General features: G+C 63.3%; 10 protein-coding genes. All 10 read left to right on the plus strand.

Annotation, left to right across the window (positions count from 1 at the left end; translation table 11 throughout):
• Positions 1-375: 375 nt before the first annotated feature.
• The 10 genes from IV454_RS14815 to infB all read left to right on the plus strand — a co-directional run bounded on the left by IV454_RS14815 (position 376) and on the right by infB (position 15,282).
• Positions 376-1,314, plus strand: a complete 939-nt coding sequence (locus tag IV454_RS14815; RefSeq protein WP_206092059.1) for an ABC transporter permease — start codon at positions 376-378, stop codon at positions 1,312-1,314.
• On the plus strand, positions 1,311-2,357 hold the full coding sequence (locus tag IV454_RS14820) for an ABC transporter permease (RefSeq protein ID WP_229522249.1): 1,047 nt from the start codon (positions 1,311-1,313) through the stop codon (positions 2,355-2,357). Before IV454_RS14815 ends, IV454_RS14820 begins: the two co-directional genes overlap by 4 nt.
• A 9-nt stretch (positions 2,358-2,366) precedes the next feature.
• Entirely contained in the window at positions 2,367-4,043 is a 1,677-nt protein-coding gene (locus IV454_RS14825) for an ABC transporter ATP-binding protein (RefSeq protein WP_206092060.1), read from the plus strand.
• A 78-nt stretch (positions 4,044-4,121) separates the two neighbouring features.
• The gene (locus tag IV454_RS14830; protein ID WP_206092061.1) at positions 4,122-5,069 is read left to right on the plus strand and encodes a DedA family protein/thiosulfate sulfurtransferase GlpE; all 948 of its coding nucleotides are present in this window, start codon (positions 4,122-4,124) and stop codon (positions 5,067-5,069) included.
• A gap of 178 nt (positions 5,070-5,247) precedes the next feature.
• A complete protein-coding gene (locus IV454_RS14835; RefSeq protein ID WP_206092062.1) occupies positions 5,248-6,273 on the plus strand; it encodes a glucokinase in 1,026 nt (341 codons plus the stop codon).
• A 761-nt stretch (positions 6,274-7,034) separates the two neighbouring features.
• Entirely contained in the window at positions 7,035-7,838 is an 804-nt protein-coding gene (gene scpB / locus IV454_RS14840; protein WP_206092682.1) for an SMC-Scp complex subunit ScpB, read from the plus strand.
• A 34-nt stretch (positions 7,839-7,872) separates the two neighbouring features.
• Complete coding sequence (locus tag IV454_RS14845) at positions 7,873-9,930, plus strand: pseudouridine synthase (RefSeq protein ID WP_229522251.1); 2,058 nt, start codon at positions 7,873-7,875, stop codon at positions 9,928-9,930.
• 416 nt (positions 9,931-10,346) lie between these two features.
• Positions 10,347-10,835 (plus strand): ribosome maturation factor RimP, encoded by a 489-nt coding sequence (gene rimP / locus IV454_RS14850; protein ID WP_054266620.1) that lies wholly within the window; start codon positions 10,347-10,349, stop codon positions 10,833-10,835.
• Positions 10,832-12,397 carry a transcription termination factor NusA gene (nusA, locus tag IV454_RS14855; RefSeq protein ID WP_099874597.1) on the plus strand — a complete coding sequence of 522 codons (1,566 nt, stop codon included), beginning with the start codon at positions 10,832-10,834 and terminating at the stop codon, positions 12,395-12,397. Before rimP ends, nusA begins: the two co-directional genes overlap by 4 nt.
• Positions 12,398-12,444: 47 nt before the next feature.
• Positions 12,445-15,282, plus strand: a complete 2,838-nt coding sequence (gene infB, locus IV454_RS14860) for a translation initiation factor IF-2 (RefSeq protein ID WP_206092064.1) — start codon at positions 12,445-12,447, stop codon at positions 15,280-15,282.
• The last annotated feature ends 188 nt before the right edge of the window (positions 15,283-15,470 follow it).

Below are 15,470 nucleotides of genomic sequence, written 5' to 3' on the forward strand. Positions count from 1 at the left end.
CGCTTTTTGCACCTTTTCCAGCACAGGCTTGCTGAAATCGGCGCAAAAGGCATGCAGTCTCCCGTTTTCTTGGGAAATAGTTGGTGAGAACATTTTCCAAGCGCACATATATCAACACCTGAGTGTCTGACTGTCAATGTACGCACTGTTCATTTTGGCAGCGAAACAACAGTTTCCCGACGCTACAATTTTGTACTTGAATTTGTGGGCGTAGTCTGCCGTCGGCCTGTATTGACAGGGCTGCGGCGACAGCATGGCGCAGGTGAACATTGTTCGCCTGTCATGACCGCGCGCGGCCGAAATGCGCTATCGTGATGGCCTGCGTATTAGCGCAACCGAACCGGACCACGACCAGGAAAGACCGCGCCACAGCCCATGCTTGCCTATCTCCTGCGCCGCCTGTGGCAGATGCTGCCCACCATGGCCGGTGTCGTGCTGCTGGTGTTCATCTTGTTTAACTGGATTGGCGGCGATCCCGCGTATCTGCTCGCCGGCAAGATGTCCGATGCCGCCGAGATCGAGAATATCCGGCGCCAGCTCGGCACCGACCAGCCGATGCACGTGCAGCTATGGATCTTCGTCAGGCAGATCCTGACCTTCGACTTCGGCAACGCCTGGAGTACGGGCGAGCCGGTCTCGCGCATCATCGCCAGCCGGCTGGGACCATCCTTGACGGTACTCATTCCCCTGACCGTGATCGAGACCGTGACCGGCATCGCGCTGGCCCTGGCCGTGGCCTTCGTGCGCGGCTCGCTGACCGACCGCGTGGTGATGATTTCCTGCACGGTCGGCATGTCAGTCAGTATGTTGGTGTACATCATCGCCTTCCAGTACGGCCTGGCCTACAAAATGGGCCTGTTTCCGGTGCAGGGCTGGGGTACGGGACTGGGCGAGAACCTGCTGCGCTATGCGGCGCTGCCGGTGCTGATCGGGCTGGCTGTGTCGATCGCCCCGACCCTGCGCCTGTACCGCAGTTTCGTGCTCGACGAAGTGCACCAGGACTACGTGCGCACGGCGCGCGCCAAGGGGCTGTCCGAACGGCGCATCATGTGGGTGCACGTGCTGCGCAACGCCGCCATTCCCATCATCACGCACGTGATGGCGAACCTGCCGGCGCTGCTGATCGGCGCGTTCTTGCTGGAACGGTTTTTCGGCATTCCCGGCATCGGGCGCGAAGTCATTCTCGCGGTCGAGCGCAGCGATTTTCCGGTGATCAAAGCCATCACCGTGGTGGTCGCCGCCGCCACCATGGTCTTCAATTTGCTGGCCGACCTGCTGTACAAGGCGGTCGATCCGCGCGTGCAGCTCGCATGAGCTCCGGCGCGCCAGCGGGCGGCATGGATCACAGGCCGGCGGGCCTGTGGACCCTGGCCATGCGGCGCCTGCGCGCCGACCGGATCGCGATGCTGTCGCTGGGCGTGGTGGCGCTGTTCCTGGCCATGCTGACCCTCTCGCTCATGGGCGTCGTCGCCGCCGGCTGGGAAGAGGAGGTGGCGGCCACCTATGCGCCGCCATCGTTCATCGGCCCCGACGGGTTGATGCGGGATTTGATGCGGCAGGGCGCCGGCACGGCGCCAACGGCGCCGCCGGCCAACGTGTTCGATCCGCTGGCCGCCGATATCGCCGCGATTATCGAAGAACAGGGCGCCGCCATCACCGCTCCGCCGCCGCCGCGCCTGGCCACCCTGGCGTTCGGGGCCGACAAATGGGGGCACGACGTCCTGCTCAAAACCATCAAGGGCGGCGAAACCTCGATCGTGGTGGGGCTGGCGGCGGCGCTGCTGGCCGTGGCGCTGGGCACCTTGTTCGGCGCCTTCTCCGGCTACTTCGGCGGCGTGGTCGACGACCTGTTCAACTGGCTCTACAATGTGTTCACCTCGATTCCGCCGATCCTGATGATCCTGGCGGTGGCCGCCGTGCTGCAGCACAAGGGCGTGACCACCATCGTGCTTATTCTCGGGCTGACCGGCTGGACCGGGCCGTACCGCCTGATCCGCGCCGAGTACATGAAGCACAAGGGGCGCGAGTACGTGATGGCGGCCGACGCCATCGGCGCTTCGCACTGGCGCAAGATGTTCTCGCATATTTTTCCGAACGTCAGCCATGTGGCGCTGGTGCAGCTGTCGATCCTGGCGGTGGGCTTCATCAAGGCCGAAGTGATTCTCAGTTTCCTCGGCTTCGGGGTGCCGGTCGGCGTGGTGTCCTGGGGGAGCATGCTGAACGAAGCGCAGAACGAACTGATCCTCGGTAAATGGTGGCAGCTGACCGCCGCCGCCACCGCCATGGCGCTGCTGGTGACGGCGTTTTCGCTGTTGACCGATGCGCTGCGCGATGCGCTCGATCCGACACTCACATAGAAGGCCCGCATGCTGCTGCAAGTAGAGAACCTGCGCATTGCCTTCTGCATCGACAAGCACACCACGGCCGAGGCGGTGCACGGCGTGTCGTTCGCGGTGCCGCGCAACACGACCGTCGCGCTGGTGGGCGAGTCCGGCAGCGGCAAGTCGGTCAGCGCGCTCGCGGTGATGGGTTTGCTGGCGCCGGAAACGACCTTGATCGATCCGGCCTCGAGCATCGTGTTCGACGGGCGCGAGCTGCTGGCGCTGCCCGCCAGGGAGCGGCGCCGCCTGTGCGGCAAGGAAATCGCGATGATCTTCCAGGAGCCGATGTCCTCGCTCAATCCTGTGCTCACGGTCGGCTACCAGATCGGTGAAGTGCTGCGCCTGCACATGGGCCTGAGCGCCAGGCAGGCGCGGGCGCGAACCCTGGCCTTGCTCGATGAGGTGGGCATGCCGGACCCGGCCCGCAAGATCGACGCCTATCCCGGCCAGCTGTCGGGCGGCCAGCAGCAGCGCGTGATGATCGCCATGGCGATCGCGTGCGAGCCGGCCCTGCTGATCGCCGACGAGCCGACCACCGCGCTCGACGTCACCATCCAGAAGCAGATCATGGCGCTGATCGCGCGCCTGCAACAGCGGCGCGCCATGTCGGTGCTGTTCATCACGCACGACCTGGGACTGGTCGGCGAGATTGCCGACCACGTCATCGTGATGCGCCACGGCGAGGTGCGCGAGCAGGGCCTGGCGCAACAGGTGCTCGAGCAGCCGGCGGACGCCTACACGCGCGCGCTGCTGCATTGCCGCCCGCGGCTGGACCGGCGTCCGCTGCGCCTGCCGGTGCTGGACGATTACCTGGACCATCAGTTGGAAGTGCCCGAGCAGGCCGCCGCAGCGCAGCGCGTGCGTGGCTACGCCGCGGGTGACGAGGAAGTGCTGGTCGTGCGCAAGCTGAGCAAGAGCTTTTATGCACGTGAGGGCTTGTTCGGCCAGCGCGAAATGCGCGCGCTCAGCGACGTCTCGTTCACCCTGGCGCGCGGCAAGACCTTGGGTGTGGTGGGCGAGTCGGGCTCGGGCAAGAGCACGCTCGGACTGACCCTGCTGCGGCTGCACCGGGCCAGCGGCGGCAGCGCGATCTTCGACGGCAAGGACCTGATCGGCATGGCGGCGCGCGATTTTCTGCCCTACAAGCGGCGCATCCAGATCGTGTTTCAAAACCCCTACGCCTCGCTCAATCCGCGCTTCACGGTGGGGCAGATCCTGTTGGAGCCGATGCGCATCCACCGCATCGGCGCCCATGACGGCGAGCGCACGGCCATGGCGCTGCAACTGCTCGACAAGGTGGGTTTGCCGGCGCAGGCGATGCAGCGCTATCCGCACGAATTTTCGGGCGGGCAGCGCCAGCGCGTCGCCATTGCACGCTGCCTGACCATGCGTCCGGAGATTCTCGTGTGCGACGAATCGGTGTCGGCGCTCGACGTGTCGGTGCAGGCGCAGGTACTCAATCTGCTGCAAGACTTGCAGGACGAATACCGCATGAGCTACATCTTCATTTCGCACGACCTGTCGGTGGTGAAGTACATGGCCGACCGGGTCATGGTGATGCGCGCGGGCGAGGTGGTGGAAATGGCCGATTCCGACGAGCTGTATCGCCATCCGCAGCATGCGTACACCAGGGCCTTGCTGGCGGCGATTCCACGCGCCTGACGCCGTGCATGCCGCAGGGCGGCTGCCGCAATGCCGGTTGCGGGCGATGTGCGGCGCGTTTTCGGCTAAGATAGCGGCATGCCCAATCTTATCGACATGCTTCAGCTCTACGGTGTGCTCATCGTGTTTGCCCTCGTACTGGTCGAGCAAATCGGGCTGCCGATTCCCGCCTTCCCCATCCTGATCGTGGCCGGCGCGCTGGCCGCGGGCGGCGAGATCAGCTGGCCGATGTGCCTGGCCGTGAGCATCGGCGCCTGCCTGATCAGCGACGTGTTCTGGTTCAACGCGGGGCGCTTTTACGGCAAGCGCATCCTGCGGCTGCTGTGCAAAATCTCGCTTTCGCCCGACTACTGCGTCAGCCAGACCGAAGACCGCTTCAAGCGCTTCGGTCCCAAATCCTTGATGGTCGCCAAGTTCATTCCGGGCTTCAATATCATTGCCTCGCCCATGTCCGGCGCACTGGGCGTGAGCACGCCGCGCTTCCTGGCCTTCAGCATGACCGGCAGCCTGTTGTGGAGCGGCACCGGGATCGCCATCGGCGCCATCTTCCACAGCAGCGTCGACAAAGTGCTGGCCATGCTCGAAGACATGGGCGGCACCGCCCTGATGGTCTTGCTGACCTTGCTTGCCCTGTTCGTCTTGTACAAGTACATCGAACGGCGCCGCTTCCGCCAGGGCATGCAGATCGAGCGCATCAGCATGAGCGAGCTGGTCCAGCTGATTCGCGGCGGGGAACAGCCGATCATCGTCGACGCCCGCAGCGTCACCGCCCAGCAGCTCGAACAAGCCGTGCCCGGCGCGTTGATCTACAACGCCCGCGCGCCCGACAGCTTCATGGCGCTGCTCGACAAGGAACGCCACATCGTCGTCTATTGCAGCTGCCCGAACGATGTCACGGCGGCCCAGGTCGCCAAGCTACTGATTTCCAAGGGCTACCACCGTGCCCGACCCCTGCATGGCGGACTGGACGCATGGAACGCCCACCACAGCGGCGCGAGCGACCCGCAAACTGCCCACGTCGGCTGATCACGCGACATCCAGCCCCGTTTCGTCCCCGCTGCGCGTACCTATACTACGGACAAGGTTGCCTGAACTCGGCTTGATGCAAGAATTTTCCCTATTAATGTACTAAAACTACAAAGAAAGCTTGCACCTTGGGCATGTGATCCATTAAGCTTGGCGAGTCCATAGAACACTCGCCACCATGACTCAGCAATACACCGCGCCATCTTCTGTTTCCCCGTCCCCTGGCTACGCTGACGGGCCGCGCCTGCTGGCAGACATCGGCGGCACCAACGCCCGCTTCGCGCTGGAGACTGCTCCCGGGCAGACCGGCCTGATCGATGTCCTGCCCTGTGCCGACTATCCGACCCTGGCCGATGCATTGCGCGCCTACCTCGGCTCGCCGAAGCTGCTTGCCGCCGGCGTGGGCGCCTTGCGTCACGCGGCGCTGGCCATCGCCAACCCCATCACCGGCGACCTGGTGCGCATGACCAACCATCACTGGGAGTTTTCGATCGCCGCCTTGCGGCTCGAATGCGGCTTCGAGACCCTGGAAGTGGTCAACGACTTTACCGCGCTGGCACGGGCCTTGCCGCACCTGGCCGCTGCCCAGAAACAGCAGGTCGGCGGCGGCGTGGCGCGTGCGCATACGCCGCTGGGGCTGGTCGGGGCCGGGACCGGGCTGGGCGTGTCGGGGCTGATTCCGGCCGGCGACAGCTGGACCGCCTTGCTCAGCGAAGGCGGGCACGTGACGTTTTCGCCGGCCAACGAGACCGAAGTGGCGATCTTGCAGTTCGCGTGGCGCCAGTACGAGCACGTCTCGGCCGAGCGCATGCTGTCGGGCGACGGTATCGAGCTGATCTACCGCGCGCTGGCGCACCATACGGGCCACGTGGCGCAGGAGCTGGACGCGCCCGAGATCTCGCGGCGCGCGCTGGCGGGGGAGTGCGCCCTGTGCGACCGGGCGATCGAAACCTTTTGCGGCATGCTCGGCACGGTGGCCGGCAACCTGGCGGTCACCTTGGGGGCGCAGGGCGGCATCTATATAGGTGGCGGGATTGTGCCGCGCCTGGGCGAGCGCTTCGCGCGGTCGTGCTTCCGCAGCCGTTTCGAGCAGAAAGGGCGCTTCGTCAGCTACCTGGCGCAAGTGCCGACGTTCGTGATTACGGCCGAGTATCCCGCCTTCCTGGGCGTGTCCGCCATCCTCGCCGAAAAGCTCGGCAGCTAGGAAATTTCCCCACGAACGAAGCCTTTTCCCTCACAAACTCCCACAACCGGGGTCTGACCTCTGATTAGCAATTCGTGCATTTCAAGGAATTTCCCAGCACCGGGGTCTGACCTCTGATTAGCAATTAATTGCGAAATCCACCGAGGTAAACGAGATTTCGGCACGGTCGCTGTCTGAGAAATGGGCCATGGCGCATCGCGTTCATAGGGCGGCGGCGGAACTGGCGCGGGCGGCCGCTTTATCTTGCATCCTCCACGCAACTCATTGCTAATCAGAGGTCAGACCCCGGTTTGGGGGTGTTTTGCAGCCGGCGGGCAATTTATTGCTAATCAGAGGTCAGACCCCGGTTTGGGGTGCTGGCCATTTTGGTGCATGGCATTTGCGGGCGATTCCGACGCCGCTGCTTGTCCTTTTCGCGCTTTTATCAGGTACAATGGCCGCAGTTGGAGGAAACGATGTCGATCGTTCGTGTAGTGCGCGCCCGGAGCTTGGCCTCCCTGCCGCTGCGGCGAACCAGCGTTTCTCTTGAAAATCAACGGTTTAGCCTCGCCAGGTATGCAGGTGACCGTGTGGCAGGGTTCGCATCTCGCCACCAGTAATATTCCCGCCCAGCGCGCTTCGTCCCGGGCGACGGATTCCAGTTTCAACGTGTTTATCTGCAAAATGGCGTCATTCTGTGGCGCGCGCTGCCATGCGTTGAGTGGTATTTGTTTGATTTTTTCTCTGCAGACCTAATTGCAACATCCGCACACGACATCGTTATGAATACTGATGAGGCCAAACAGGTCCTCGAAACCGCTTTGCTCTGTGCGCGCGAGCCCATGTCGATTCATGGCATGAAGAAGCTGTTCGTCGATGTCGATGACCATGGCCGCCCGATCGGCGCCGGGGTCGGCGCCGATACCATCAAGATCATGCTGGAAGAATTGCGCCGCGATTGGAGCGAGCGCGGCATCGAAATCGTCAGCCTGGCCAGTGGCTGGCGCTTCCAGAGCCGCCCGGAAATGAAGCAGTATCTCGATCGCCTGAGCCCGGAAAAGCCGCAGAAGTATTCGCGCGCGACCCTGGAAACCCTGGCGATCATCGCGTATCGCCAGCCAGTCACCCGCGGCGATATCGAAGAAATCCGCGGCGTTGCCGTCAATTCGCAGACGATCAAGATGCTGGAAGACCGCGGCTGGATCGATGCCATCGGCTACCGCGATGTGATCGGCCGCCCGGCTTTGCTGGGCACGACCAAGCAGTTCCTTGACGATTTGGGCTTGAATTCGCTGTCCCAGCTGCCTGCGTTGCAGCAAATCAGCGACATGCCGGGCGGTCACGAAATGGAAGCACTCGAGGCGGCCTTGCAGGAAAATTTTGATAAAGCGGCGGCCTCGGAGGCCGCAAACGACGATGGTGCAGGTAGCGGCGACGCGCGGGAAGACTTTCCTTCCGCCGTCGCGGATGCGGCCGGCTCCGATACTTCATCTCTTGAAGTCCTCATTCACGACCCTGCGCCAGAAATAACGGTTGACGCTGCGCCAGGTCAGCACAACCAAGAAACGAATAATGAATCCAACTAAACCGACTGAGACAAGTAGCGCCGACGTAACAGGCATGGATGAGGCCGTAACCAAGCCGAAACGCCGCACCAAGGCACAGATAGAGGCGGACGCCGCCGCCGGCATCGACGCGCCGAAACCGAAGCGCGCCGCCGCCAGGAAGGCCGCCGTCGAAGGCGAGGCCGCCGTACCAGCCCAGGCCGACGCGCCAGGCGATTCGCCAGCCGAGGCCAAGGCTGCGGCCAAGCCGCGGGCCAGGAAAGCCGTCGCCGTGGCGGCGGATGCGTCCGCCCCTGCCGCCGCCGTCGCACCGGTTGCCGCTGCCCCGGCGGCCGCGCCCGCAAGCGCAGCGCCGCTCGCCGACGCGCCAGTCCCGGCCGCCCGCAAGCCGCGCGCGCCAAAAGCAGTCGCCGCCGAGGCCGCGCCTGCGCCGGCAAGCGATGCCGCTCCAGCCGACGGCGCCGCGCCTGCGAACCAGGAACGCGGTCCACGTCCGCCACGCGGTCCGCGCCAGATGCGCGAACTGCGCGGCCAGCGCGAAGCGCGCGTCCAGATGGAGCGCGCCGAATCGGGCGAGCCGGAGGTGGTCGCAGAAGCACCCGCCGAGCCGGTGGTCCGCCCTGAGCGCGGTGCGCGCCCCGAGCGCAGCCTCGATGCCAAGCCGCGCGTGAAAAAGAACAAAAAAGGCAATCCGGGCTTGCAGCATCACGGCAAGAACAAGATGAACGATGCCGATGCCGCGTTTTCGTACGTGACCTCGGACGCCTTCGACGCCAACGATGGCGGCCGCGCGCAGCCGGCCAAGCTGGTGCGCCGCGACCTGACCTCCGACGACGACGCGCCGAAGCTGCACAAGGTGCTGGCCGAAGCCGGTCTCGGTTCGCGCCGCGACATGGAAGACCTGATCGTCGCCGGGCGCGTTTCGGTCAATGGCGAGCCGGCCCACATCGGCCAGCGCATCCTGCCGACCGACGCCGTGCGCATCAACGGCAAGCTGATTCACCGCAAGGTCACCAGCAAGCCGCCGCGCGTGCTGGTGTACCACAAGCCGGCCGGCGAAATCGTCAGCCATGACGATCCGGAAGGCCGTCCTTCGGTGTTCGACCGCTTGCCGACCATGAAAGCCGGCAAATGGCTGGCCGTCGGCCGCCTCGACTTCAATACCGAAGGCTTGCTGCTGTTTACGACCTCGGGTGACCTGGCCAACCGCCTGATGCACCCGCGCTACAACATCGACCGCGAGTACGCCGTGCGTACCCTGGGCGAGCTGGAAGAGGGCATGCGCCAGAAGCTGCTGGCCGGCGTCGAGCTCGACGACGGCGTGGCGTCCTTCACCAAGATCGCCGACGGCGGCGGCGAGGGCATCAACAAATGGTACCGCGTGGTCATCGGCGAAGGCCGCAACCGCGAGGTGCGCCGCATGTTCGAAGCGATCGGCCTGACCGTCTCGCGCCTGATCCGTACCCGCTACGGCATCATGACCCTGCCAAGCAACCTCAAGCGCGGTCGCTGGGATGAGATGGAAGAAAACACCGTGCGCGACTTGCTGGTCGCATTTGGCGTCGAGAAGAAGGGCGCCGGCGCCGATGCGCGCGGTCCGAAAGGCCGCGGCGAGGCCAAGCCGCGCAGCGATGAAGACAAGCGTTCCGATGGTAACCGCATCGATCGGGTCGACGCCAACCGCAATGCCGATCCGTTTGGTCCGCCAAACGGACGTGGCGGCGCGGGACGCGGCGCCGGTGGCCGTCCGCAGGGACGTCCGGGTGGCGCCGGCGGCATGGGCGGCATGGGCGGCCAGCCGCGCAGCGCCGGCGGTTTCGATGGCCAGAGCCGTGGCCAGGGTCGTCCGCAGGGTGATGGCCAGCCGCGTTCGGCGCGTCCGCAGGGCGATGCGCAGCCGCGCAGCGGCCGTCCGGGTGGCGGCAATGGTGGCAATGGCGGCAATGGCGGCAATGGTGGTAACGGCGGCGGGGCCAAGGGGCCGCGTCAGCCCGATCCGCTGCAAACGACCTTCGGTTTCGGCAATGCCGGCGGCGGTAATCGCCGTCCGCAGGGTCCGCAAGGCCCGCGCAGCGCCGATCACGGCATGCCGCGCCGCGGTCGCCGGGGTTAAGCGCTAGCTCGTCGTTCCCGTAGCCATGGACACGTCGTTCCCGCGCAGGCGGGAACCCAAGCTCGACGCGTAGCCACAGGCGACTCCGCAAACTTGGGTTCCCGCCTGCGCGGGAACGACAGTAGCGGTGTTGTTTTGTGATCCGCGCTGTCGCGCACGCATCGCCGCACGGCACCCGCCCTGCGGCCTTTGTTTTAAAATTGTTAAGTGTTGTATGCCTGTTCATTTGCCCGTCATCGGATTGCGAACGGCCCGATAACAGGTTATAATCTGCAGCCTAATAAAAGTTCTTCCCACCACAGACTGGTGCAAGTGCTTTCATCCGGTTGGGAGTATAGGAAGATGGGCAGATGCCCATTTTTTTTTTGGTAAATCGTTTTTAGTGGTCCCGCGGGACCGTGATCTGGAGAACTTGTTTGCAGCAGTTTGAATTAATCGCCAAGACAGTCGGTGGCCTGGGCTACGAACTCGTTGATGTCGAACGGGGCGAGCGCGGCATCCTGCGCGTGTATATCGATTTCACTGCAGCCGACGCGGCCGAAAAAGGCCCGATTACGGTCGAGGACTGCGCCACCGTGAGTCACCAGCTGTCGCACGTACTGACTGTGGAAAACGTCAACTACGAACGCCTGGAAATCTCGTCGCCGGGGCTCGACCGCCCGGTGCGTACCCTGGCCGATTTCGCGCGTTTCGCCGGTTGCGAATGCACCGTGAAGCTGCGCGTGGCCATGCCCGGTACGGCCGACCGCAAGACCTACACTGGTATCTTGCAGGCCCCGCAAGGCGAGAATGTCGCATTGGAATTTGAAAGCAAGGATGGTCCGGCGCTGTTGGAGTTTACGCTCGCCGACTTGGATAAGGCACGCTTGGTGCCGCAGGTGGATTTTAGGAGTCGCAAAGCATGAGTCGCGAAGTTTTGTTATTGGTTGATGCGCTGGCGCGCGAAAAAAATGTCGATAAAGATGTGGTCTTCGGGGCGCTCGAATTCGCCTTGGCGCAAGCCACGAAGAAGCGTTACGAGGGCGAAGTCGACATTCGCGTGTCCATCGACCGTGATTCGGGCGAGTTCGAATCCTTCCGCCGCTGGCACGTCGTGCCCGACGAGGCCGGCCTGCAACTGCCCGACCAGGAAATCCTGCACTTCGAAGCCAAGGAGAACATCCCCGACATCGAAGTCGACGAATATATCGAAGAACCGATCGAGTCCGTCGAATTCGGCCGCCGCTTCGCGCAGGACACCAAACAGGTGGTCCTGCAGCGTGTGCGCGACGCCGAGCGCGAGCAGATCCTGGTCGACTTCCTGGAGCGCGGCGACTCGCTCGTGACCGGCACCATCAAGCGCATGGAACGCGGCGACGCGATCGTCGAATCGGGCAAGATCGAAGCCCGCCTGCCACGCGACCAGATGATCCCGAAAGAGAATCTGCGCATCGGCGACCGTGTGCGCGCTTACATCCTGCGCATCGACCGCAATATGCGCGGCCCGCAGGTGATCCTGTCGCGCACCGCGCCGGAATTCATCATGAAGCTGTTCGAACTGGAAGTGCCGGAAATCGAACAAGGCTTGCTGGAAATTAAATCGGCTGCCCGCGATGCGGGTGTGCGCGCCAAGATCGCCGTGTACACGGCCGACAAGCGCATCGACCCGATCGGTACCTGCGTCGGCATGCGCGGTTCGCGCGTGCAGGCCGTGACCGGTGAACTGGGCGGCGAGAGGGTCGACATCGTGCTGTGGTCGGAAGATCCGGCCCAATTCGTCATCGGTGCCCTGGCCCCGGCGAATGTGTCGTCGATCATGGTCGACGAAGAAAAGCATGCGATGGACGTCGTGGTCGACGAGGAAAACCTGGCGATCGCGATCGGCCGCTCCGGCCAGAACGTGCGCCTGGCTGCCGAGCTGACCGGCTGGAAGATCAATATCATGACGGCCGAAGAGTCCGAGAATAAATCGGCTCAGGAAACCGCGGCAGTGCGCGCGCTGTTCATGGAAAAACTCGACGTCGACCAGGAAGTGGCCGACATCCTGGTGGAAGAAGGCTTCGCTAGCCTCGAAGAAATCGCGTATGTGCCGATTTCCGAGATGCTCGATATCGAATCCTTCGACGAAGATACCGTCAACGAACTGCGGACCCGTGCCCGTGATGCGCTGGTGACTGAGGCAATTGCTTCGGAAGAAGGCCTGGAAGGGATGGACGAGCAGCTGGTTAACCTGGAAGGCATGGACCGCAACACTGCGGGCAAGCTGGGCCTGGCCGGTATCAAGAACGTTGAGGCGTTCGCGGCGCTCGCGTACGACGAATTCGGTGCCATCTTGGCGCTGGCGTCGGACCGTGCACGTGATCTGATCAAGAATGAATTTAATGATGTGACCGACGACGAGATGAAGCTGGTCGACTCAAAGTATGACGACCGCGCCAAGGCGCTGCAGGCGAAAGCCTGGAGCCTGGCAGAAGTGGCCAAGGCTTAATTTGAGTAACCTTATCATCTGTCTCGACACAAAGAAAAGAGGACTGAATGGCGAGTAACAACGTAGCCCAATTTGCCACCGAACTGAAGATGCCTGCAGATTTGCTGCTGACGCAGCTGCGTTCTGCCGGCGTCGATAAAAGTTCGACGTCAGATCCATTGTCGAAAGATGATAAGGATAAGTTGTTGGATCACCTGCGCCGTACCCACGGCACGGCGACCGACACCGAGAAGAAGAAAATCACGCTGACGCGCAAAGAAACCACCGAGATCAAGCAGGCTGACGCCACTGGCAAGTCGCGCACGATCCAGGTAGAAGTGCGCAAGAAGCGCACCTTCGTGCAGCGCGACGATCCGGCACCGGCGCCAGCGCCGGTTGTCGCGGCGCCCGTCGCAGCGGTGATCGATCCGGCCGAAGTGGCCCGTCGCGAGGAAGAAGCACGCCGTCAGCAAGAGCTGATCGCGCGCCAGGAAGCCGACCTGCGTGAAAAGCAGGAGCGCCTTGCCAAGCTCGACGCCGAAAAAGAAGCCCAGGCCAAGCAGGCCGAGACCGACGCCAAGAAAGAAGCGGATGCCGAAGCGAAGCGCGTAGCCGCTGCCGCCGCCGCCGCCGCCGCTGGCGCCGACCAGGCTGCCGCCGAGGAAGCGAAGAAAGCTGCCGCCGACGAAGCCAAGAAAAAGGCGGCTGTGGCCGCCCAGGAAGCTGCGGCCCGTGCCGAAGCGAACGACCGCGCCCGCAAGGCCGTGGCCGATGAAGTGGCGCAGATCAAGGCCATGATGAATGCGCCGCGGCGCGCGATCAAGGCGCCGGAGCCAGTTCCTCCACCGGTCGCGGCGATCAAGCCGAAAGCGCCCGAAGGCACCCTGCACAAGCCAGCCGACAAGAAGCCGGGCGACAAGCCAGGCGACAAGAAGCCGGTCACGGCGGACAAGAAGTCGATCAAGTCGGCCAATGTCTCGTCGACCTGGTCGGACGACGCGAAAAAACGCGGCGCGCCGGGCTCGATCAAGCCACGTGGCAACACCAGTTCGCCGGGTGGCCGCGACAGCTGGCGCGGTGGTGCCAAGGGCCGTCGTCCATCGCACAGCGATGACCGCGAAACCAATTTCCAGGCGCCGACCGAAGCGGTCATCAAGGACGTTCACGTTCCTGAGACCATCACGGTCGCCGAACTGGCGCACAAGATGTCCGTGAAGGCATCCGAAGTCATTAAACAGCTGATGAAGCTGGGCCAGATGTGCACCATTAACCAGGTGCTGGACCAGGAAACGGCGATGATTCTGGTGGAAGAGATGGGCCACAAGGCATTTGCGGCTGAACTCGACGATCCGGAAGCACTGCTGGCCGACCAGGGCGAACACGCCCACTTCGAAGCCGTCTCGCGCGCACCGGTGGTCACCGTCATGGGTCACGTCGACCATGGCAAGACCTCGCTGCTCGATTACATCCGCCGTGCCAAAGTGGCGTCGGGCGAAGCGGGCGGGATCACGCAGCACATCGGCGCTTACCACGTCGAAACGCCGCGCGGCATCATCACCTTCCTCGACACCCCGGGTCACGAAGCGTTTACGGCGATGCGTGCACGGGGAGCGAAAGCGACTGACATCGTGATTCTGGTGGTTGCCGCCGACGATGGCGTGATGCCGCAGACGAAGGAAGCAATTGCTCACGCAAAAGCTGCGGGCGTACCGCTGGTGGTGGCGATCAACAAGATCGACAAGCCGGGTGCGAATCTGGACCGGGTCAAGCAGGAACTGGTTGCTGAACAAGTCGTGCCGGAAGAATACGGTGGCGAATCGCCATTCGTGCCGGTGTCGGCCAAGACCGGCGAAGGTATCGATGCCTTGCTGGAGCAGGTTCTGCTGCAAGCCGAAGTGCTGGAACTCAAAGCCCCGGTCGACGCGCCAGCGCGTGGCCTGGTGGTCGAGGGACGTCTGGACAAGGGCCGTGGTCCGGTTGCGACGATCCTGGTGCAGTCCGGTACCCTGCGTCGCGGCGACGTGATCCTGGCCGGTTCCTCGTATGGCCGCGTGCGCGCCATGCTGGACGAGAACGGCAAGGCGATCAGCGAAGCTGGTCCGTCGATCCCGGTCGAAATCCAGGGTCTGACCGAAGTGCCGGTTGCCGGTGAAGAAGTCATGGTCATGGCCGACGAGCGTAAAGCGCGTGAAATTGGTCTGTTCCGTCAAGGTAAGTTCCGCGACGTCAAACTGGCCAAGCAGCAAGCGGCGAAACTGGAAAACATGTTCGACAACATGGGCGAAGGCGAAGTCAAGAATCTGCCGGTCATCGTCAAGACCGACGTGCAGGGTTCGCAGGAAGCGCTGGTTGGCTCCTTGCAAAAACTGTCGACGTCCGAAGTGCGGGTACAGGTTGTACACGCGGCGGTCGGCGGCATTACCGAATCCGACGTCAATCTGGCGGTCGCATCGAAGGCGGTCATCATCGGCTTTAACACCCGTGCTGACGCCCAGGCGCGCAAGCTGGCCGAGTCGAACGGCGTGGACATTCGTTACTACAACATCATTTACGATGCGATCGACGAGATCAAGGCGGCCTTGTCGGGCATGCTGGCACCGGAGAAGCGCGAGCACATCACCGGCCAGGTCGAGATTCGCCAGGTTATCCTGGTGTCGAAAGTCGGCGCGATTGCCGGTTGCCTGGTCACCGATGGCGTGGTCAAGCGCTCGTCCTCGGTTCGCCTGCTGCGCAACAACATCGTGGTGTGGACTGGCGAGATCGATTCGCTCAAGCGCTTCAAGGACGACGCGAAAGAAGTCCGCGCCGGTCTGGAGTGCGGCCTGTCGCTCAAGAACTACAACGATATCGAAGTCGGCGACGTTCTCGAAGTGTTCGAAGTTCAAGAGATCGCCCGTACCTTGTAGTCGTTGGATGTGGCACGGTGAAGCGTCTTGGAAACGGGCGCTCACTCAGCTGCCGCCAATGACGCCTTTCTGGCCTCAGACCTTAAAACCGTCATTCCCGCGCAGGCGGGAATCCAAGGCACCTTCGCTCAGCATAGAAGGCTTGGATTCCCGCCTGCGCGGGAATGACGGTTTTTAAGTTTGTGGTT

Source organism: Massilia antarctica (assembly GCF_015689335.1).
Taxonomy (GTDB): Bacteria; Pseudomonadota; Gammaproteobacteria; order Burkholderiales; family Burkholderiaceae_D; genus Telluria_A; species Telluria_A antarctica.